This is a genomic window from Pontimicrobium sp. MEBiC06410 (genome assembly GCF_053601615.1).
In genome coordinates this window covers 385,815-408,036 of record NZ_JBSHNT010000164.1, presented here as the reverse complement: position 1 = coordinate 408,036, position 22,222 = coordinate 385,815, and the positions used below count along the sequence as shown (strand labels likewise).

20 protein-coding genes and 1 other RNA gene are annotated in these 22,222 nt (G+C 31.1%); 10 read left to right on the top strand and 11 right to left on the bottom strand.

Annotation, left to right across the window (positions count from 1 at the left end; genetic code table 11):
• Nucleotide 1: 1 nt before the first annotated feature.
• The 6 genes from ACVC08_RS19525 to ACVC08_RS19500 form a co-directional block, all read right to left on the bottom strand.
• A complete protein-coding gene (locus ACVC08_RS19525) occupies nt 2–628 on the bottom strand; it encodes a hypothetical protein (RefSeq protein ID WP_452603324.1) in 627 nt (208 codons plus the stop codon).
• 103 nt (nt 629–731) lie between these two features.
• Nucleotides 732–2,297, bottom strand: a complete 1,566-nt coding sequence (locus ACVC08_RS19520) for a right-handed parallel beta-helix repeat-containing protein (protein WP_452603323.1) — start codon at nt 2,295–2,297, stop codon at nt 732–734.
• Between the two features lie 133 nt (nt 2,298–2,430).
• On the bottom strand, nt 2,431–3,180 hold the full coding sequence (locus ACVC08_RS19515) for a hypothetical protein (protein WP_452603322.1): 750 nt from the start codon (nt 3,178–3,180) through the stop codon (nt 2,431–2,433).
• A gap of 139 nt (nt 3,181–3,319) precedes the next feature.
• A complete protein-coding gene (locus tag ACVC08_RS19510; RefSeq protein WP_452603435.1) occupies nt 3,320–3,793 on the bottom strand; it encodes a carboxypeptidase-like regulatory domain-containing protein in 474 nt (157 codons plus the stop codon).
• Between the two features lie 260 nt (nt 3,794–4,053).
• Complete coding sequence (locus ACVC08_RS19505; protein WP_452603321.1) at nt 4,054–4,197, bottom strand: hypothetical protein; 144 nt, start codon at nt 4,195–4,197, stop codon at nt 4,054–4,056.
• 73 nt (nt 4,198–4,270) lie between these two features.
• Complete coding sequence (locus ACVC08_RS19500) at nt 4,271–5,305, bottom strand: glutaminyl-peptide cyclotransferase (RefSeq protein ID WP_452603320.1); 1,035 nt, start codon at nt 5,303–5,305, stop codon at nt 4,271–4,273.
• A gap of 88 nt (nt 5,306–5,393) precedes the next feature.
• On the opposite strand from ACVC08_RS19500, the gene ffs reads away from it, so the two are divergent.
• From ffs to fsa, 3 genes are all read left to right on the top strand, one after another.
• An RNA gene (gene ffs, locus ACVC08_RS19495) (signal recognition particle sRNA small type) lies at nt 5,394–5,492 on the top strand.
• A 136-nt stretch (nt 5,493–5,628) separates the two neighbouring features.
• Entirely contained in the window at nt 5,629–6,432 is an 804-nt protein-coding gene (locus ACVC08_RS19490; protein ID WP_452603319.1) for an SDR family oxidoreductase, read from the top strand.
• Nucleotides 6,433–6,590: 158 nt separating this feature from the next.
• Nucleotides 6,591–7,244: a fructose-6-phosphate aldolase gene (gene fsa / locus ACVC08_RS19485; protein WP_452603318.1), complete on the top strand. Its 654-nt coding sequence runs from the start codon at nt 6,591–6,593 to the stop codon at nt 7,242–7,244.
• Nucleotides 7,245–7,319: 75 nt separating this feature from the next.
• Here fsa and fumC read toward each other — a convergent pair whose 3' ends face one another.
• Nucleotides 7,320–8,717, bottom strand: a complete 1,398-nt coding sequence (gene fumC / locus ACVC08_RS19480) for a class II fumarate hydratase (protein ID WP_452597664.1) — start codon at nt 8,715–8,717, stop codon at nt 7,320–7,322.
• A gap of 185 nt (nt 8,718–8,902) precedes the next feature.
• Between fumC and ACVC08_RS19475 the strand changes: the two genes are divergently transcribed.
• Together ACVC08_RS19475 and ACVC08_RS19470 are read left to right on the top strand one after the other, a co-directional pair.
• A complete protein-coding gene (locus ACVC08_RS19475) occupies nt 8,903–9,838 on the top strand; it encodes a tetratricopeptide repeat protein (protein ID WP_452603317.1) in 936 nt (311 codons plus the stop codon).
• 106 nt (nt 9,839–9,944) lie between these two features.
• Nucleotides 9,945–10,118, top strand: a complete 174-nt coding sequence (locus ACVC08_RS19470) for a hypothetical protein (RefSeq protein WP_452603316.1) — start codon at nt 9,945–9,947, stop codon at nt 10,116–10,118.
• Nucleotides 10,119–10,255: 137 nt separating this feature from the next.
• Here the strand turns inward: ACVC08_RS19470 and ACVC08_RS19465 are convergent, their stop codons facing one another.
• The 3 genes from ACVC08_RS19465 to prfB all read right to left on the bottom strand — a co-directional run bounded on the left by ACVC08_RS19465 (nt 10,256) and on the right by prfB (nt 14,437).
• Nucleotides 10,256–12,721 (bottom strand): TonB-dependent receptor domain-containing protein, encoded by a 2,466-nt coding sequence (locus ACVC08_RS19465; protein ID WP_452597469.1) that lies wholly within the window; start codon nt 12,719–12,721, stop codon nt 10,256–10,258.
• 247 nt (nt 12,722–12,968) lie between these two features.
• Entirely contained in the window at nt 12,969–13,310 is a 342-nt protein-coding gene (locus ACVC08_RS19460; protein ID WP_452597468.1) for an arsenate reductase family protein, read from the bottom strand.
• Nucleotides 13,311–13,326: 16 nt separating this feature from the next.
• Nucleotides 13,327–14,437 (bottom strand): peptide chain release factor 2 gene (gene prfB / locus ACVC08_RS19455; RefSeq protein ID WP_452603315.1). Its coding sequence is split into 2 segments (ribosomal slippage): nt 13,327–14,373 and nt 14,375–14,437, totalling 1,110 coding nucleotides; the frame shifts between segments, so codons are not numbered across the junction.
• A 92-nt stretch (nt 14,438–14,529) separates the two neighbouring features.
• On the opposite strand from prfB, the gene ACVC08_RS19450 reads away from it, so the two are divergent.
• The 3 genes from ACVC08_RS19450 (at nt 14,530) to ACVC08_RS19440 (ending at nt 18,296) form a co-directional block, all read left to right on the top strand.
• Entirely contained in the window at nt 14,530–15,549 is a 1,020-nt protein-coding gene (locus ACVC08_RS19450) for a threonine aldolase family protein (protein WP_452603314.1), read from the top strand.
• 222 nt (nt 15,550–15,771) lie between these two features.
• Nucleotides 15,772–17,445, top strand: coding sequence for an OmpA family protein (locus ACVC08_RS19445; protein WP_452597465.1), 1,674 nt, complete (start codon nt 15,772–15,774; stop codon nt 17,443–17,445).
• 326 nt (nt 17,446–17,771) lie between these two features.
• The gene (locus ACVC08_RS19440; RefSeq protein WP_452597464.1) at nt 17,772–18,296 is read left to right on the top strand and encodes a hypothetical protein; all 525 of its coding nucleotides are present in this window, start codon (nt 17,772–17,774) and stop codon (nt 18,294–18,296) included.
• Between the two features lie 66 nt (nt 18,297–18,362).
• On the opposite strand, the gene ACVC08_RS19435 is transcribed toward ACVC08_RS19440, so the two are convergent.
• Entirely contained in the window at nt 18,363–18,686 is a 324-nt protein-coding gene (locus tag ACVC08_RS19435) for a YbaB/EbfC family nucleoid-associated protein (RefSeq protein ID WP_452597463.1), read from the bottom strand.
• Between the two features lie 140 nt (nt 18,687–18,826).
• Between ACVC08_RS19435 and ACVC08_RS19430 the strand changes: the two genes are divergently transcribed.
• Nucleotides 18,827–20,896 (top strand): S9 family peptidase, encoded by a 2,070-nt coding sequence (locus tag ACVC08_RS19430; protein ID WP_452603313.1) that lies wholly within the window; start codon nt 18,827–18,829, stop codon nt 20,894–20,896.
• Nucleotides 20,897–20,965: 69 nt separating this feature from the next.
• Complete coding sequence (locus tag ACVC08_RS19425) at nt 20,966–22,006, top strand: PLP-dependent cysteine synthase family protein (RefSeq protein WP_452597461.1); 1,041 nt, start codon at nt 20,966–20,968, stop codon at nt 22,004–22,006.
• Nucleotides 22,007–22,222: the final 216 nt, after the last annotated feature.

Here is a 22,222-nt window from a genome sequence, read left to right as displayed (position 1 = left end):
TTTATTCATTTAATTTAAGAACAAGATCATTAATTGTTTTAAAATCTCGTCTTTTATATTTCGCATTGCTTCTTTTATTAATGTAATTTATAACATCTTGTTTAGGGCCAGAAGACCAGAAATTATAGGTATTGGTTATAGAATCGTTTTCCTCAACAAATACATCTCCTATAAGGAGTCCATCAAAAGGTTTTGTCGCGCTATCAAATAACTTTACTTGATATGCTTCGTCTGATATCATGCGGTATAATTTAGAATCACCTTTAATTTTAATAAACAATGTTTTATTGGCTATATCATTCTTTTCTTTTTCGAAAAGTGTCACACTTTTTATAGAATCTGTTGGAATGTAACGGTATTTATCTTCTTCTTTATAAATAACTGAATAAGTCTCATTTTTATAGTGATTAATACTAAACTTACCATTTATAGTCTTCGTATTGTTAAGTGTGAGTGTACCATTATAAAAATGGGTGGAATCATTTGAGTTATTGAAAAATAAATCGTTTAAAAATAGCGATGTAGCTGCAGCGTTATTATTATTGTTACATTCTTGTGCAAAAGAAAATTGCAGGCTAAATAATGTAATGCATAGTAACATTATTTTTTTTAAAGTTTTGTATTGCATGGTTTTGAAAGTTTGATGATGTTATAAATGCATCAAAAAACATACCATAGATACTAATAATCAGTATTATAAGGAGATGTGTGGAAAATAATATACTTATTTGTTAAAACATAATATGTTGGTAAGCGCCAATATCTGGGCTTGCTGTTCTGTCTACTCCTAAAATATCGACACCTAAAAACGGAGGCATTGTAAAGTTTGGACTAGCCATACCGTTAGTTGAAGACGCTCCAATAATTAAATCGTTCTGGTTAGCATCTCTAAAATTTGGATCTATGTTACGAAATATATTATCGTATTTAGTGGCATCATTAAAATTATAATTATCACCATTAAATTCGTTGTTATTATCTAGAAAACGAACGATGCAATTAGTAAATTTAAAATTAAAGTCGACAGGGTTTAAAGGATCTGCTTGAATTTCGTCTATTAAAAACTCTGGGTTATCATTACCGTATATAATAGAGTTATTAAAGTTTGCTTCGGTTAAATCTGTTATAACAGTATCCCCATTAGCATTTATTGTAAAGTTATTAATTAATAAAGCAGGAAATTGTCTAAAACTAGTATTCCAATAATTTGCAATAGTACTATGTGTTACGTTGTATTTTCCTCCAAAAGTTGCGGCAAAAGAGACTTGCCCAGAATTATTTATTACTAAATTCTCAGCTCTTATAGATGTGTTTCTTGCTAAAATACCATAATTACTTGAATTGTATATTTGGCTATTAGTAATGGTTAATTTATCTGTAGGTGCGTCTGGATTACCATCTGTTAAAAGCCCAACAGTTCCATTTTTTATAGTGGCATAATTTATAATGTTATTTTCACTGTTTTCAAATAACCATACTGCCCCCCATTGTCCAGGGATATCTGCAAAAGCAGATTCTAAACGATCTCCTTCAAAAACTACTTCGTTTTCTAAAAGGTCTGGGTCTGTACTTAATGTTCCGTTTACTTGTAGCGATGCGCCTTCAGAGACTAGAAGCCCGGAATTTGCATGGAAATGTACACGTGCTCCAGCATCTACAGTTAGTGTTTCTCCATTAGGTACAGCTGCATAGCCATAAATAACATAGGGTTTTTGGTTGGTAAAGTTTAATTCTTCTGGTAATAACTCTCTTCCCTGTATTTCTGTGTCTACAATTTCTCCATTTAAGCTAAGTGTTAATGTTTCAATAACTCCTGTAGTGTTATCACGATCTGGATATATAAATACTGCATCTTTTACTAAAGTTACTAGCTCTACTTCTTGAAGGTTAGCACCAGAATCGAACTCAATTTTATCTGTATATAAAAATTCTTCATCTAAAGTTGGTAAATTATCAATATCTATTGTTGTTTCAACAAAAATAAATAAACTGTCTTTGGCTAAAATTTCAACATTTGTAAAAGACTTTCCTGCATTACCATCTACATTTAATCTATAATTAGAATTTTCTCCACGGCTTAGCCCAACAGATGGAATACTAATATCTTCGTTACTGCGGTTGTATACTTTTAAGTTATAAGTACTGGAACCAATGTTTGTAAAAACAGTGTCTAAGTATACCGTGTCTTTAGAAAACTCTAAATTTCCTGTGCTAGGTGAGAATTCGAAGTCTTTACGACAAGAGCTCCAAAGTAAAAGAAAACCAAAACAAATAAAAAAGTATAGCGTACGTTTCATATAATTAAATTGCATTTTACGTTGTATTTAATTTTGTATAGACCAAGAATTAGATACATTCGTTTTAAACGATAAAAATATAACTTTTGAAATTAGGATTTAGTATAGAATGCTATATTAATTTTTGTAAGCTTTAATTTTTAGTGTCTTGTTTGTATTGTGTTATAAAAGATAAGAACTCTTCACTTATTTTAAATAGTCGATCTAATAGCTCTACTTGATGTTTTGCATTTAGTAACTCAATATTTATTTGTTTAGCATCGCAAAACTCAAAAAACAAATATTTATAATCATCTTCTATTTTTAAGTCCTTGTTTAGTAATGTATTATTAAAAAACGAATCTTTTTCGAATAAATCTTTAAAGTCTGTATAGGTTGCGTAAACTATAATGTCTGTTTTTTTCTTTTTAAACAGTTTTCCTATTAACCCAATGATTTTAATAATATCCATATTCCCGCTAGGTGGCGGCCCATATAAATGCGGGTTATTTTTCATATCGTTTTTTAATTGTTCACTAAAACTTACATTGTACTTTTTTTCATTAAACGCTTTGGCTTTAGGCGTGCTTTTTAAGGCAATTTCATCTAGGCTATTGGTTATTTTTTTTAGCTCTACAACAAATGTATTATCTAAATGATATTGCGTTACAGTTATGTTTTGTTCTTTATAAAAGATAGAGGAGAACACTATAGAATCATTGAGCTCTGCTTTTATTTTAAATAGGCCTTGATTATCTGAATATACAGTACTTTGTTTTGTGATGTTAGAGACTTTAATGTCTTTAAGTACAGATTTGTTATCATATACTTTACCTGTTATTTGCTGAGCAGAAGTAGCTATTGAACATAATAAAAAGAGGAGGTAGCCTATTTTTTTGCACATTTTTATTCTAGTTAGTAAACCAAATGTAATAGATAATAGGATGGGTTTGGATAGGTATTAAGAGACTTTAACAATAGGTTTAAAGTATTATTAACAAAATTAACTTTCTTAATAAGAAATCATTATTTGCTAAATAAGATTACTTGCGTTTTCTAAAAAGGTTAGTAATGTTATATAGTAATTTGCCAATTTTTGAGCGTTTAATTTCTCCATTTCTTATTTGCTGGCGTTTTAGTTTTTTTGCCTCAATACGTTCAGTAAATAACTTATTATTAAGTGCTTTATGGTTTTGTTTTCTTATAGATTCTCTTTTTTTCTCTTCGGCGATTTCTTGAGATGTTTTTTTATGTGTATAATTAGAATCTATATTTACTCTTCCAGTAATTATTACTTCATCATAGGCATTGATATCTACTTCTATAGTATAATTGTAAACTGAATTATCGGTAATGAGTATTTCTGACGTTTTATAACCAATAGAACTTATAACTAACGCGTTTCCATTTTTTACTTTTAATTTATAGTTGCCATCAAAATCTGTTTGGGTTACTGTAGAAGTGCCTTTTACAAGAATATAAGCACCTGGCATGGGTAAACCATTTTCATCTAGTATAGTTCCAGAAATAACACGTTCTTTTAAAATAGAGTGTGCTACTTTTCCTTTTATTTGATTTGGTGTTTTATGAGTTTGTGAGATCTCAGTTGATGCTCCTTGCGCATAAGCTTCATTAACACCTAAAGTTAAAAGAGTGAATAGGCTAGAAGCTACATATAATAAATAATTATTTTGGTTTTTCCTGCTATAAGAAAGTTCTCTATTTAATTGAGCGTTTTTAAAGCGTCCACAAAGTTTTCCATTTTGTTCAAAAGATTTTACAATATACTCATCGGTTTTACTAGTAAAATCAAAAACAGTTTTTCACAAACCTTACAGTGGCGCCCTTTGTCTTTTGGAGTCATGGCATCCCAGTTTTCATGGCAAGACTTAGGTATAGATAATTGTATAGCTTTTCTCATATTTCAAAGAAACTTCAATAATTGAAGCTATCCAATCTATAATGAGTAAACACTATGTATTGTTGCGTAAAGGCTACTTCTCAACTATTTTAACTTCAAACAACTTATCCCAACGTTTCCCTGTTACAAAAATGGTTTGTGTCTCTGGGTTGTAAGCAATACCGTTTAAAACATCTAAACCTTTATGCTGTGTTACTTTTTCTTTTAAAGGGGAAAAATCTATAACAGCTTCTGTAGCACCGTTTTTTGGGTTTATAATAACAACTCCGTTTTTTTGATAAATATTAGCATAGATTTTTCCATTAATCCATTCTAATTCATTAAGCTGACCTATTTTTCCTTTATTAGTAAAAACTTGTATGTTACCTTCTTCAATTAAATTTTCAGGGTTTAATAACCATATTTTTTCGGTTCCATCACTTTTATATAACAATTTATTGTCGTTACATAATCCCCATCCTTCTTTACTTTGTCCATACCTAAAGCTACTAGTACGCTCTAAAGTTTCTGCATTGTATACAAATCCTTTCCCTGCTTTCCATGTTAATTGGTACACATTATTATTTAGTACTGTTAAACCTTCACCAAAAAACTCACCTGCTAAGTTTACATTTTTTGTAACCGTTGCATCTTTATAATTTACAGTTCTTAATTTAGACTCATTATACTGCCCAGTGCTTTCATACAATGTACCATTGTAAAATTCTAAACCTTGTGTGTAGGATGTAATATCGTGAGGGTAGGTGTTTATTATTTCGTAGGTTAATACTTTTGGCTTTTCGTTATTTAATATCGAAATACTCTTAGAAGCTGTTTCCGTTTCTCCATCATATTGTATAGTTGCTTCGATGGTGTGTTTTCCTAATTTAAAATCTTTTAAATTAGTTTCTTCGGTTAATGTTTGTCCATTTAAAGTGTAAACAACAGATGATACTTCTAATTTTTTTGGATTTTTTAAAGACAATTTTAGAGTCTCATTTATAGAAATAGCATTGTTTTTTGCATTAGTTTGAATAGAAAAGCTATTTTTTTTCTTTCCAGAGTTACTACCACATCCTATGATTAAACTTCCTAAAAATATGATTGTAAGTATTTTAAATGTTTTCATTTTTGCTTTATAATTTTAAGCAAGATATTTATTAAAATTCAGTATAAAAAATCATTGTGATAAAATTAAAAGATTGTATATTTGCACCCGGCAAGTCCTACACAACCAGCTCCTGTTGAATCCTCCAGGTCGGGAACGAAGCAAAGGTAGATGGTCGTAGCGGTGTGATGTAGGTAGCTTGCCTTTTTTTGTGCACTAAATTTAGATTTAAAATCTAATTATTATATAGAAAAGATTTGCTAATAATTACTAGCAAATCTTTTTCATTTTATACCATTTAAAACAAATTCATTTTTAATTTTACAGTCTAATTATTTCAATGTATGTCTAAAGTTATTTTAATTACAGGCGGTTCTTCAGGAATAGGGAAATCTGTAGGTGAATTTTTAACAACTAAAGGGTTTAAGGTTTACGGAACTAGTCGTAATCCAGATCGTTACAAGGATAGTAAATTTCCTATTATTGCTTTAGATGTTAAAGATGTTGTTACAATTAACAAAGCTGTTGAAAACGTAATTAATGCAGAGGGCAGGCTAGACGTTGTTATTAATAATGCTGGAGTAGGTATTACTGGGCCTATTGAAGAAACACCAGAAGAACAAATACAGCATAATTTCGATACAAATTTCTTTGGGCCTATTAATGTTATAAAAGCTGTTTTACCGCAAATGCGTAAGCAAAATAGTGGTTTAATTATTAATATAACATCTATAGCTGGTTATATGGGATTACCATATAGAGGCATTTATAGCGCTAGTAAAGGTGCTTTGGAATTAATTACCGAGGCGTTTAGAATGGAACTTAAAGATTTTAATATTAAAATGACTAATATCGCTCCTGGGGATTTTGCAACTAACATTGCTGCTGGTCGTTTTCATGCGCCAGTTATAAAGGGATCTCCTTACGAAAAAGCCTATGGTAGTGTTTTAAAAGATATAGATGAGCATGTAGATAGTGGTAATGATCCTATAGAAATGGCCGAAATGGTTTTAAAAGTAATTAATACTAAAAACCCAAAAATTCATTATAAAGTAGGGGCTTTTATGCAGAAGTTTTCTATTATTCTTAAGTTTATTCTTCCCGATAAAGTTTATGAAAAGATGCTACTAAATCATTATAACCTATAATACTAGCTATTTAAGCTTTACAAAACCATTTGTTAATATTATTTAATATCATTTTTTTATAGTTAGATAAGTAATATTGTAAATTCGCGTTAGATTTTAATAAACACAACAAAAACAAAACAAAGTTCTCAATATTAGAGAATTACAAAACAAATTTTATGAAATTTTTTATTGATACAGCAAACTTAGACCAAATAAAAGAAGCTCAGGATTTAGGAATCTTAGATGGTGTAACTACAAACCCTTCATTAATGGCTAAAGAAGGTATTACAGGACATGATAATATTTTAAAACATTATGTAGATATCTGTAACATTGTAGATGGAGATGTAAGTGCAGAAGTTATTGCTACAGATTTTGAAGGTATGGTTAAAGAAGGTGAAGCTTTAGCTGAATTACATGAACAAATTGTAGTTAAATTACCTATGATTAAAGATGGGGTGAAAGCATGTAAATACTTTAGCGATAAAGGGATTAAAACAAATGTAACATTAGTATTTTCTGCTGGGCAAGCTTTATTAGCTGCTAAGGCTGGAGCAACTTACGTGTCTCCTTTTATTGGAAGGTTAGATGATATTTCTACAGATGGTTTAAATCTTATTGCAGAAATAAGACACATCTATGATAACTATGGTTTTGAAACAGAAATATTAGCTGCATCTGTACGCCATACTATGCACGTAATTGATTGCGCTAAAATTGGAGCAGATGTTATGACTGGGCCACTAAGTTCTATTGAAGGTTTATTAAAACACCCTTTAACAGATATAGGTTTAGCTAAGTTTTTAGCAGATTATAAAAAAGGAAACTAAGTTTTCTAAAATGTTATAAAAAGAAAAAGCGCAATCTATAAGATTGCGCTTTTTTTGTATATAGATGTGAGATCATTATTTTAAACTACCTACCATGTCTTCTGGCTTAACCCAGGCATCATAATCTTCGGCAGTAACATAACCTAAATTAATAGCTTCTGTTTTTAAAGTAGTACCATTTTTATGTGCTGTATTTGCAATTTCAGCAGCTTTGTAGTACCCTATTTTTGTATTTAAAGCCGTAACTAGCATTAAAGAGTTGTTAAGTAATTCTTTAATAACACCATGATTTGGTTCTATACCAGCAGCACAGTTTTCTTCAAAACTTCTACAAGCATCTCCAATAAGTTGTGCCGATTGTAAGATGTTTGCAGCCATCATTGGTTTAAATACATTAAGCTCATAATGTCCTTGTGTTCCACCAACAGTAATTGCTACATCGTTACCCATAACTTGAGCACAAACCATAGTTAAGGCTTCACATTGTGTCGGGTTTACCTTTCCTGGCATAATTGAACTACCTGGCTCGTTTGCAGGAATAATAATTTCTCCAATTCCAGAACGTGGCCCAGAAGCCATCATTCTAATATCATTAGCAATTTTATTTAAAGAAACTGCTAATTGCTTTAATGCGCCATGTGTTTCTACAATAGCATCGTGTGCAGCCAAGGCTTCAAATTTATTTGGAGCAGTTATAAATGGCAATCCAGTAAATTCTGCAATAAACTCTGCAACACGTTTAGAGTAGCCTTTTGGTGTATTTAAACCTGTACCAACAGCTGTACCACCTAAAGCTAATTCGCTTAAATGTGCTAAAGTGTTTTCTAAAGCTTGCAACCCATGATCTAATTGAGAAACATATCCAGAAAACTCTTGCCCTAAAGTTAGAGGCGTGGCATCCATTAAATGAGTACGACCTATTTTTACAACGTTTTTAAAATCGGATGATTTCTTTTTTAAAGTATCTCTTAATTGCTTAACTCCTGGAATAGTATTTTCTACAACTTTTTTGTAGGCAGCAATATGCATACCTGTAGGGAAAGTATCGTTGGAAGATTGAGATTTATTTACATCATCATTAGGTTGAATTGTTTTTTCTCCTTCACCTATTTTATGCCCAGCAATTTGGTGCGCTCTGTTTGCAATAACTTCATTAACATTCATGTTACTTTGCGTACCAGAACCCGTTTGCCAGATTACTAGAGGGAATTGGTCGTCATGCTTACCTTCTAAAATTTCTTCGCATACTTGTGCAATTAAATCTCTTTTCTCAATAGGTAAAACACCCAACTCACAGTTAGTAAATGCTGCTGCTTTTTTTAGGTAAGCAAAGCCATATACAACTTCTAATGGCATTGTAGCCGCGGCTCCAATTTTAAAATTATTACGAGAACGTTCTGTTTGCGCTCCCCAAAGCTTATCAGAAGGGACTTTTACTTCTCCCATCGTGTCTTTCTCTATTCTGTAATCCATATCGTATTGATTAATTAAGGCTGCAAATTTACAATATTTTGGGGTATTAGGTGATTAGTTTATGGTGTTTTTGTAACGAAATAATTATTGAAAATTAATTTAAAAGTATTCTTCATCATCATTAGAAGATTATAAAAAGATTACTTTTGAAAACTTAAATGAGATATAAATAATAAAAAAATAGAATGAATAAAATAATTGTAAGTGTATTATTAATGAGTTTTACTTCGCTATGGAGTCAAAATGCTGAGGATTATTATAAAAAAGCACAGTTTTCTTTTGAAAGTAAGGACTATAAAACCGCTTTAAAACAAATAGATAATGCCATAGCAATAGATTCTAGTAATGTAGATTTCTATTTTTTAAAAGGATCAAGTTATCTAGAATTAGGTGAAGTGTTAGAAAGTTATAAAGTCTATTCTAAAGCAATTAATAAATTTCCTAAAAATGCAGCTCTTTATAATCAAAGAAGTACGCTATTATATTATAGTAAAGAATATAATGCAGCACTCAAAGATATTTCTAAAGCAATAGAAATGGAGGCTAATGATACTTTAAGAAATGAATATTTAATAAATAGAGGTTCTATTAAAGGAAAAAAAAGAGATTTTACAGGAAGCTATAAAGACTTAATTAAAGCTTATAAATTTAACCCCAAACACTTAGGGACATTAACTAATTTAGGAGCAGTCTGTGATGAAATTGGTAAAGGAGACGAAACCTTAAAATACTTGTTAGAAGCAGTCGCGGTAGATTCTACATTTTACCCCGTTTATAATAACATAGGTTTTAAATACCAAGAAATGGGAGATCACAAAAAAGCAATTAAGTATTTTAATAAAGTATTAAAATATAATATAGAGGACCCTTTTGCATACAGTAATAGAAGCTATAATTGGTTAAAACTTGGGGATACTGAAAAAGCAATGGAAGATATAAACAAATCTATAGAATTGTTCTCAGAAAACTCGTATGCCTACAGAACAAGAGCCTTAATTTACATAGAGATGAAAGCTATTAACAAGGCTTGCGAAGATATTGATACTGCTATAAAAAAGAAGTTTACAGTAACATATGGTGATGAAGTTGAAAAGTTGAAAGAAGAGTATTGTAATAATTAATAGAAAAACTCTTAATAACCCTGTTAATAATTATTAAAATAGTATTGTATAAAAAAAGAGTTTAACTTATCTTTGTGCAAGATTTAAAAACAAGATACAGACAATTATGTTCGAATTTGACCAATATTTAGGCTTTTTAGCATTTTTAACAATCTTAACCATCGGGTTTTGGTTAATGATATTTTTAGTAACATTTGTTGTTCCTTATTGGATAGGAGGAGCTTTAATAGAGCGTCTTAAAGAAATTAAAGAAGAAAAAAAAGCTAAGCGTAACGCATAGTTTTAAACATATACAATAAAAAAGGGAAACTCTAGAGTTTCCCTTTTTTTATGCATAATTATGTGTACTTATAATATTCTATATACCATTTACAAGAACTAAAGAAATTATTGTATAATTTAAATCATACATAAAAATTACCCTTCAAATCCTTCATCACCTCCATTTGGTCTTTGGCCTCTACGTTGTTGTTTCTTTGTTTGATTAAATCTGTAAGTAAACGATAAATTAAAACTACGCTCTCTCCATTGAAATTCGCTTTCGTTTACAAATGTACTAGTCGTTGTTACTTGTTTTCTTTTCCTAGAATTAAATAAATCACTAACATTAAAAGCTAAAGAAGCCTTTTCTTTAAATAAGTCTTTGCTAAATGCTAAATTAGTAGAAAAAACACCTTCTCTTTTATTTTGTGCATCTTCACTAGGGCCTCTATAAGATAGGCGTGTTTGCCAATCTATATTACCAGGAAGCGTAAATTTGTTATTTACACGAGCAAACCAACTTGTATTTTTATTTCCTAGGTTTTCTCCATTTGGCGTAACTCCTTCGGTTTCACTTTTGAAAAAATTGAAATTTCCATTAATATTCCATTTTTTGGAAGCTCTGTAACTTAAAGTAAATTCAAACCCAAATCGGTCTTGTGTTGCCAAGTTAATAGGCGTACGTTGTATTACAGGAATTTCTTGTCCGTTAACAATAGCAGTTTCGCCAGAATCGAAACTAGTAAAATTAAAAATATCTGTAGCATGCGAAAAATAAGCAGAAGTATCGAATGTAAATTTTCCAAAACGTTTTAAATACCCTAGATCTACTTGTCCAGAGTAACTAGGTGCAAGAGCAGGGTTTCCTTGAAAAATACTTGTTACACTAGAGCGAGAAGGGAAGGGGTTTACAAAAAATGAACGTGGGCGACGTATACGTCTGTTATATCCTAGAGTAATGTTTTCACTTTCGCTTAGCTCGTAACTTAAATTTAAAGTAGGGAATAACCCATTGTATGTGTTTTTTACATAATCTCCGCTCGTAGGCTGGTCTAATGTTATTTGCGTGTTTTCAAAACGTAAGCCTAAAAGGTAAGAGAATTTACCAATCTTGCTTCCATACTGCGAATATACAGCAGTAATAAATTCTCTATAATTAAATAAGTTAGTTAGGTCTGTACTTACATTAAATACATTCGTGTCAAAATCTAAAAACTCAACAGTGTAATCTGTACTCTTATCATTAAAGTTACCGCGGTAACCTAACTCAAACTGACTTTTTTCTCCTATGGGTAAAACATAATCTGTTTGTAGAAGAATACGTTGTTCGTCCTCTAATGTCGCAACCTTTTCAGAAACAGTCCCGTCTACATTTACATTAGATAATTCATCATTACTACTATCTTCATATTGAAAATCGAAAGTTAATTTATGACCACTAGTTTTAAATTGCTTATCAAAATTAACAGCATATTGTATTGTTTGTCTGTCAGATAACTCTGGGTCTAAACGTAGTGTACTTGATGTAAGTGTGTTATTCGCATCAAATTGACTTACACGATTGGTTGTATTGCTTTCATTATCTCCATTGCTATAAAGCACCGAAGTTGTTAAAGAAGACGATTCGTTAACATACCACTCCACTCCAAAATTAGTATTAAGCCCTTTTCTAATACGGTCGTACCTATTAGTCTCTTCTAGAAAGGTATCAGGATTGTCTGCTATTAAGTTACCAGAAGCGTCAAATTCTTGATTAAAATATCTAGTAAAGCCATCATTGTTACCTGGTACTTCTCTATAATTATATGATGTAGTGTTAAATATATTAATATCTCCTGTTCTGTAATTAATATTTCCAGAAATTCCGGCAGCTGGATTATAACCTACATTTGTTGTTATGGCTCCGTTTAAACCTTGTAACTTACTTCTGCGTAAAATAATATTTAAAATACCACCAGTACCTTCTGCATCATATCGAGCAGATGGAGACGTTATAACTTCTACTTTCTCAATAGATTCTGCAGGTAATTGTCGTAAAGCATCTGTAGAATTTAAACCTACCAAGCCAGAAGGTTTTCCATTAATAAGTATGCGAACATTATCATTCCCTCTTAAGGCAACATTACCTTCAACATCTACAGAAACAGAAGGGACATTATCTAAAACATCACTAACAGTACCACCTCTAACAGTTAAATCTTTACCTACGTTATAAATTTTCTTATCTAGTTTAATTTCTACAGTTGTTTTTTCTGCAATAATTTCAATTTCGTCTAACGCTTCTGTATTTTCATCAAGTAATTGTATGCCTAAGTTTACCGTTTTTGTTATTTGTTTGTTTTCAATTTTAACTGTTGTAAACCCTATATATTCGTAAGATATAGTATACGAACCTACAGTTACAGGAATATTATATTCTCCTTTCTCGTTTGTAATACCTCCAGTAATATTTGTTTTATCTGTAGTATCTGTAAATACTACTGTAGCATATTCTAAAGGGGTTTTAGAATTGCTGTCTAGAATTTTTCCGCTAATAGTTACTTCTTTTTTAGAGGTGTTTTGTGCGCTAGATGTTGTTACAAAAGTAACGAGACATACTAGGGTAAGTATTAATTTATGCATGAATATATTTTAGCAGTTAAGACTGCAAAAATAGATTATGGTTTAACTTAGATTGGTTAAATGTATGTTAAATAAGAAAGCTTCAAAATGTTAATATTTTGAAGCTTTTTTTATTTATTAAGTCGCCTTTAAAGCTAAAGTGCTAGAAGACGTTATTAGGGTAGTATTACTATAAGTCTATTTTTATAATAAGTTTAAATTTAATGCTACAGTATTTTCATTATATAAGTTAATAGAGTGTTTTAAATTATATAATTGTAGTTATAAGCTCTGGCGGACGCCCAATAACAGCTTTGTCACCGTTAATTACTATTGGTCTTTCTATAAGTTTTGGATGCGCTACCATAGCTTTAATAATGTCTTCATTAGTTAAATCTTTTCCTTTGTAATCGGCTTTCCAGATAGCTTCATTTTTACGAATAAGCGCTAGAGGTTCTATATTTAATAAACTTAATAGGTTTTTTACATCTTCAACAGTTGGTGTATCTACTAAATAGTTTATAACTTCATAATCTTTACCAGAGTCCTTAACAATTTCTAAACCGCAACGCGATTTACTACATCTATTATTGTGGTATATTTTAATCATATTTTTTTATTTTTTATTATAACGAATCTTGTGTTGTATCTTTTTGTCCCATCATCATTAAATACGCTTTTAAGAAAGGTGTAATATCACCATCCATAACAGCATCTACATTACCTGTTTCGTGTGCAGTACGTACATCTTTAACCAGTTTATACGGGTGCATAACATAATTACGTATTTGGCTACCCCATTCAATTTTCATTTTACCAGCTTCAATATCATCGCGCTGAGCCATTTGCTTCTGTAATTCAATTTCGTAAAGCTGAGATTTAAGCATCTGTAATGCACGCGCTCTATTATCGTGTTGAGAGCGAGTTTCTGAACACGAAATCTGTATACCAGACGGTTTATGTGTTAGTTGCACTTTAGTTTCAACTTTATTTACATTTTGTCCTCCAGCACCGCTAGATCGTGCAGTAGTAATATCTATATCTGCAGGATTAATGTCTATTTCTATACTGTCATCAACTAATGGGTAAACATAAACAGAGGCAAAACTGGTGTGGCGTTTCGCATTACTATCAAAAGGAGAGATACGTACTAAACGGTGTACCCCATTTTCGCCTTTAAGCCAACCAAAAGCGTAATCACCTTCAATTTCTATAGTCACCGTTTTAATACCTGCAACATCTCCATCTTGTAAGTTAAGTTCCTTTACTTTAAAACCATTTTTTTCGGCATACATTAAATACATACGTAATAACATATTTGCCCAATCGCAACTTTCTGTACCTCCAGCACCAGCAGTTATTTGTAAAACGGCACTTAAATTATCACCTTCTTCCGAGAGCATGTTTTTAAACTCTAAGTCTTCAATTAGAGTTTTTGCTTTTTCAAAGCGAGTTTCCACATCCTTAATTGTTGCTTCTTCTTCCTTATAAAATTCGTAAATAACTTCAAGATCCTCTACGAAAGTATTCGATTTTTCGTAGTCTTCAACCCATTTTTTCTTTATTCTAAGCGACTTCATAACAGCCTCTGCAGCTTTAGAGTCGTTCCAAAAATTAGGGTCAAACGTTTGCTCTTCTTCGTTTTGAATTTCTATTAATTTCTTATCTATGTCAAAGATATTGCCTTAAAGCATTAAGGCGTTTAGAGAGATCTTTTATATGATCTTGTGTTATCATTATATTGTAGTTTGAAACAAAAATATAATTTATACCATTATATTAAAGTAATTGAAAGCATATTTTATAATTTTATGCATAAAAATAAATAAATGATAATAGATTTAAGAAGCGATACGGTAACAAAACCTTCTAAAGAAATGTTAGAAGCTATAATAAATGCTAATGTAGGAGATGATGTGTATAAAGAAGATGAAACCGTTAATGCATTAGAACTAAAAATTGCAGAATTATTTGGAAAACCCAAAGCATTGTTTTTCCCGAGTGGAACAATGGCGAATCAAACCGCAATAAAATTACATACAAACCCAGGAGATCAAGTTATTTGCGATAAGTATTCTCATATATTTAATTACGAAGGTGGGGGTGCATCGTTTAACAGTGGGGTTTCTTGTAAACTAATAGATGGACAGCGTGGCATGTTTACAGCAAAACAAGTTGAAGAAGCTTTAAATCCTCCAGATTTTTACCATAGCCCACTAACTCGATTAGTTGAAATAGAAAATACAACCAATAAAGGAGGAGGAGCTTGTTGGGATTTTGAAGAGATAAAGAAGGTGCGTAAAGTATGCGATGCAAATAGTTTAGGATTACACTTAGATGGGGCACGCTTATGGAATGCTTTAGTTGCAAAAAAAGAAAACCCTAAACAATATGGAGATGTGTTCGATACTATTTCTGTGTGTTTAAGCAAAGGGTTGGGATGCCCTATAGGCTCTGTGTTGGTAGGAGACGAAGATATTATGAAAGATGCAATTAGAATTAGAAAAATTCTAGGAGGCGGAATGAGACAGGTTGGCTTTCTAGCTGCAGCTGGACTATATGCATTAGATAACAATATAGAGCGATTAGAAGAAGATCATGAAAAAGCTAAAGAGATAGCGAATACATTAAAAACGCAAGCGTATGTAAATACAGTAGAACCTGTAGAAACTAACATTGTAATTTTTAGTTTAAAAGAAGGGATTTCTGAAAGTGAATTTATACAGACTTTAGATAAAAAGGGAATAAAAATTATAGCATTAGGTGCTGGTAAAGTAAGAATAGTAACACATTTAGATTACACTAATGAGATGCATAACCATTTCTTAAAAGCGTTAAACTCCCTATAAAATAAGAAAAAAAACTAAAATTTCATAGTAGTTTTGTAAGATTAAATTTGTTAAAATTTTTAACGTGTTTTTTTGCGTTTCATCGAAAGAGTGTGCTTTTTTCGTTTTAAAAACCACTAAAGGGTTTGATTGCTAGTATTTTTGTACGAAATTAGTAGAATAGGCTAAACCCTAACTACTTAGCGTATATAAATAACCATATAATCATTAAACTTTAACAAAATGAAAAAATTACTACTAACATTTTTATCTTTTGCAATTGGCTTAGTTGCATTTGCTCAAGATTTACCAGCTAATCCTGAACCAGGGAAGTGTTATGTTCGTTGTGTAACACCAGATATTTGGGTAAATCAAGACGTAACAGTTCAAGTAGCACCAGCTTACAAGAAATTAAGCACAGTACCAGCAAAATACGGAACAGAAACAGAAACCGTTGTAGTTGCTAATGCAAGCCAAAGATTGGAAGTTGTGCCAGCAAAATATGAAACACAGACTTTTGAAGTCGTTGTAAAAGAAGCAAGTCAACGTTTAGAAAAAATAGCTTCTAGAACAGAAACAGAAATAGAAACTGTTGTTATTAAAGAAGCAAGTCAACGCTTAGAATTGGTGCCAGCAGTGTACGAAACACAAACATTTGAAGTGGTAACTCAACCAGCTAGCCAAAAATTAGAAATGGTACCTGCGGTTTACGAAACACAAGATGTTACTGTAGTAGTTAACGAGGCAGGACAACGTTTAGAAGTTATTCCTGCTGAGTATGGTACAGAAAATATTACGTACAAAAAAAGAGAGTTTGGGTCTTCATTAAAAGTCGTTCCTGCTAAATTTTCTTCTAACTATCAAGTTATAGAAACTAAACCAGCTACAGCAAAATGGGGAATGAGTGATACACCTGCAGCAGATTGTCAATCTAGCGATCCTAACGATTGTAGATACTGGTGTTACAAAGCAGTACCAGCACAAAATATAACAATTAATACAACAGAATTAGCGTCGGATGCATCTTACATTAGAACTCCAGATTGTGATACAAGTGCAGATCCAGATTGCGGAATGTCTTCTTATACAAGAAAAATAGTTGTTAAACCAGCATCTACAAGAACAATAGATATACCTCAAGTAACTAAAACGGTTAAGAAAACTGTTATGGTAACACCTCCAACAACGAGAGTAATTCCTATTCCAGCTGTAACGAAAACAATGAAGCGTACAGTAATGGTAACGCCTCCAACAACAAGAGTAATAGAAATACCAGCAGTTACTAAAACTGTTAAGAGAACAGTAATTATACCAGAAACTACAAGAGTTGTAGAGATTCCAGCCGTTACAAAAACAATGAAACGTACAGTAATGGTAACGCCTCCAACGACAAGAGCTATAGATATTCCTCAAAAAACAGCAACAATTAAGAAAACAGTTTTAGTTGAAGATTCTAAAGTTGTTGAAACTCCAGTGCCACCAGTAACGAAAACAGTAACTAAGGAAGTGTTACAGAAAAAAGGAGGATTAACAACATGGAAAGAAGTAGATTGTAAAGTTGTTGAGTATAACGACCTTAACATAAACTGGAACTTAGGTTCTGCAACATTAACTAATGCTGCTAAAGCAGAAATTGATGCTAAACTATTACCTGTATTAGCAGATGGTGTATCTGTAGAGATTGCATCGCATACAGATTCTAGAGGGTCTAAAGCTAGCAACCGTTCTTTATCAGAAAGAAGAGCACAAGCAGTAACAAACTATTTAATATCTAAAGGTATTAACTCTAGTAGAATCGTTTCTAATGGTTATGGAGAAACTAGATTAACTAACAGATGTTCAGATGGTGTATCTTGTACAGAAAGAGAGCACTTAGCAAACAGAAGAACTCAGTTTAGAGTAATAAACGCTAACTAAGTACCTTAGAAATACAAGATGTTTAATCCTACAATAATCTATACAGATTAAATAAAGGATTAAAAATAGAATAAAAAGAGAAGTTTTTGCTTCTCTTTTTTTATATAAATAACTATTATAAAACGAAAACATAAATGAATTAGGTGTTCTCAATTTTAATGTAAGTAAATGCTAAAATTATTATAAAGTGTAATAAATGAGCAATATAGAGCTATTAAATAGCGTTGATGTAAAAGCTATAACCCTTTTATATAGTAACTAGAAGTATGTCTATCGATTGTTGATACATTGGAGATTGCGTTACAATAAATTAAAAATTTTACAACATGAAACTAACGCAATTAATTCTCTGCTTGCTATTTACATTTACTGTAAGTAATATAAACGCTCAAAATTCTAATTACGAATTACCAAAACGCACACCAACATTAAATACTTTAAAAACAGATGGTTTAATTCAGCCATACCTAGACGATTTTTTAAAAGAATGTAAAAAGTACAATATTAAGTTTACAGATAAACTATTTAGCTTAAAAGAAATAGCAATTGTAGATACATTACAAGTATCAACAAAAGGCGGTACTTTAGGTATGTTGGTTAGAAATAAAAAAAATGAAGTTGAAAAAATAGTATTTAGCTGGATGACGCTTTTAGATAAAGAAATTTTAAAAGTAGTCGCATTTCATGAGTTTGGACATTATTTTCTAGGTTACAAACATACCTGTAAAGATTGTAACGCTATAATGGCAGAAGTAAATACAAGTTATTTTAATATTGTTAGAGATTGGGAAAATCAAGTAGAACAATTATTTTTAAACTCTCCAGAATATTTAAAACGAAAGTTACAATAGAAAAAAATAAGAAATAGAGTGAAATAAAAAAGGCTTTTAATATACATATTAAAAGCCTTTTTTAAATTATTTAAACATATCCATTCCAGGTATATTAGGCATCCCATCTTTTGCAGCAGCTGCAAGTTCGGCTTCGTTAATACGTGTCGCTTTTTCTATGGCCTTATTTAATGTTAAAATTAAGTAATCTTCTAACTGTTCTTTATCCTCTAACAATTCATCATTAATTTCTATAGATTTTATAGCTCTATTTGCTGTTAATGTTACTTGTAATAAGCCATCGTTACTCTTCTCATCAACTAAAACAGTATTTAGTCGCTGTTTTGTTTCTTCTACTTTTTTTTGAGCATCTTGAAGCTTGCCCATCATACCACTAAGGTCTCCAAACATAATTCTTATATTAATAGTTTAATTTGGTGCAAAGTTATTAAATTTGAGAGGAAATTGTTTAAATATTTAATATGAAGAAAATTACTATAATTTCACTTATAAGTTTATATTTTTGTGTTTCCTGTAAACAAAAAGAAGATATGACAGATAAAACAATAGTTAAAACATTTCCATTAGCCAAGAAAAAACCTAAGCAATTAGAAATACATAATGATATAAGAATTGATAATTACTATTGGTTAAATGATAGAGAGGATGCTGAAGTTATAAACTATTTAAATGAGGAGAATGCCTACACTAAATCTGTTTTAAAACATACAGAGCCATTTCAAAAAGAATTATTTGAAGAAATGAAAGCCCGTATTAAAGAAGATGACGAATCTGTACCTTATAAATTAAACGGATATTGGTATATAACTAAATACGAAAAAGGAAAAGGATACCCTATCTATACACGAAAAAAAGGGAGCTTAGAAGCAGAAGAAGAGTTGCTTTTTGACTGTAATGAAATGGCCAAAGGACACGCTTATTTTAGATTGGGAGGTATTTCTGTTAGCCCAGACAATACTATGGTTAGTTTTGCTGTAGATACTGTGAGTAGAAGGCAATATACGTTGCAAATAAAAAGCTTAATTACTGGAGAAGTATTTTCAGACAAAATAGAAAACACAACAGGGAGTTCTACATGGGCTAATGATAATAAAACATTATTCTACAGTAAAAAAGATGAAGTAACATTGCGTTCTGATAAAATTTTTAAGCATAAATTAGGCACATCTAAAGAAGAAGATGTTGTTGTATATAATGAAACAGACGAAACATTTAACACCTTTGTATACAAAACAAAGTCTAAAAAATATATAGTAATAGGCTCTTCTAGTACATTAACTTCAGAGTATCAGATACTTAATGCAGATACGCCAGACGGAGCATTCAAAATGTTTCAAGAACGAGAGCGAGAACTAGAATACTCTATAGCACATTACGATGATAGCTTTTATATTATAACAAATAAGGATGGAGCTAAAAACTATAAACTTCAAAAAACATCAGAAAATAAAACAGAAAAAGATAATTGGGAAGATGTATTACCGCACAGAGCAGATGTTTTAATAGAAGATATAGAAATTTTTAGTAAATATTTAGTTGTTAATGAACGCCAAAATGGATTAAATAATATAAGAGTCATCAATTGGGATGGAAGTGAAGATTATTATTTAACATTTAATAATGAAACCTATACGCTAAATATAGGAAACAATCCAGATTTTGATAGCACAGATTTAAGATACAGTTATAACGGTTTAATAACACCAAATTCTGTAATTGATTATAACTTTGAAACGAAACAGCATAATGTTTTAAAAGAACAACAAGTACTAAGTGATACGTTCGATAAAAACAATTACGTGTCAGAACGTATATGGGTTACAGCTAGAGATGGAGCCAAAGTACCCGTTTCAATGGTATATAAAAAAGGAATGAAAAGAGATGGTAGCCATCCATTATTACAATATGCTTACGGCTCTTACGGCTCTACTATAGACCCGTATTTTTCATCTATAAGATTAAGCCTTTTAGATAGAGGATTTATATATGCAATAGCACATATTAGAGGAGGTGAATATTTAGGGCGCAAATGGTACGAAGATGGTAAGCTATTAAAAAAGATGAATACATTTACAGACTTTATAGATTGCTCTAAACACTTAATTAAAGAAAAATATACTACAGCCGAACATTTATATGCAATGGGAGGAAGTGCAGGAGGTTTATTAATGGGTACAGTAATTAACCTAGAACCAGAATTGTATAATGGTGTTATTGCAGCAGTACCTTTTGTAGATGTTGTTACTACAATGCTAGATGATACAATACCATTAACAACAGGAGAGTATGATGAATGGGGAAATCCTAATGATAAAACATATTACGATTATATGAAATCGTACTCACCATACGATAATGTAACCTCTAGAGACTATCCAAATATGTTAGTAACTACTGGCTTGCATGATTCACAAGTACAATATTGGGAACCAGCAAAATGGGTAGCTAAATTAAGAGACTTAAAAACAGACAATAATACCTTGTTATTTCATATAGATATGGAATCTGGTCACGGTGGAGCTTCGGGGCGTTTTGAAAGTTTAAAAGAAGTTGCATTACAGTATGCTTTTCTGTTAGATTTAGAAGGAATTAACTATTAAAAAAAAAATCCGTATTTTTGCGAGGTTTTAAACACAATAACCAATTGATTTAGCTTATAAGTAGCGTTTATGGAAAACAATAAACAAGTTTTTGACAATGTATTAGACCTAATAGGAAATACACCAATGATAAAACTGAAAAAAATAACGTCTGAATTTAAAGGTAATTTCTTAGCTAAGGTAGAAGCTTTTAATCCCGGACATTCCTCTAAAGATAGAATTGCATTATATATAATTGAAGAAGCAGAACGTCAAGGTATTTTAAAACCAGGAGACACTATTATAGAAACGACCTCTGGTAATACAGGGTTTAGTATTGCTATGGTAAGTGTAATAAAAGGATACGACTGCATTTTAGCTGTAAGCTCTAAGTCTTCTGCAGATAAAATAGACATGCTTAAAAATATGGGGGCTAAAGTTTATGTTTGCCCTGCAAATGTTAGTGCAGATGACCCAAGATCTTATTACCAAGTAGCAAAACGATTACATGATGAAATAAAAGGATCTGTATATATAAACCAATATTTCAATCAGTTAAATATGGATGCGCATTACCATTCTACAGGACCAGAAATCTGGAACCAAACTAATGGTAAAATAACGCATTTAGTAGCATGTAGTGGAACGGGAGGAACAATTTCTGGAACAGCAAAATATTTAAAAGAGCAAAACCCAGAAATTAAAGTTATAGGTGTAGACGCTTATGGTTCTGTGTTAAAAAAGTATCATGAAACAAGAGAGTTTGACGATAAAGAAATTTATCCATATAGAATAGAAGGCTTAGGTAAAAATTTAATACCTACAGCTACAGATTTTGATACAATAGACGAGTTTGTTAAGGTTACAGATGAAGAAAGTGCACATACAGCACGTGAAATAGCAAAAGTTGAAGGACTTTTTGTAGGTTATACCTCTGGAGCAGCAATGCAAGCTATAAAACAATTAGAAGGAGAAGGAGAATTTAAAGAAAACGATGTTGTAGTTACAATTTTTCCAGATCACGGATCGCGTTATATGAGTAAAATATATAGCGATAAATGGATGAGAGATCAAGGCTTTTTTGATAGTATTAATGAAGAAGCTGCACAAAGTATACAATACGTAAAATAAATAAGAATAAACATATTGAAATTAGCTGATTTTAAGTATTTTAAGTCAGCTAATTTTTTTGTGAAAAATAGACAGTAAAAAGATTATGCAAAAAAGGTAGAATTACCTAATTTTGCATCTACTAACTAATGTAATGGCTTATAATAAATTATTCAAAATAAACTTTTACCTTAAAGATGTTTTGTGTGTAGAGTTATGGGCGTAAAGTAAACAATG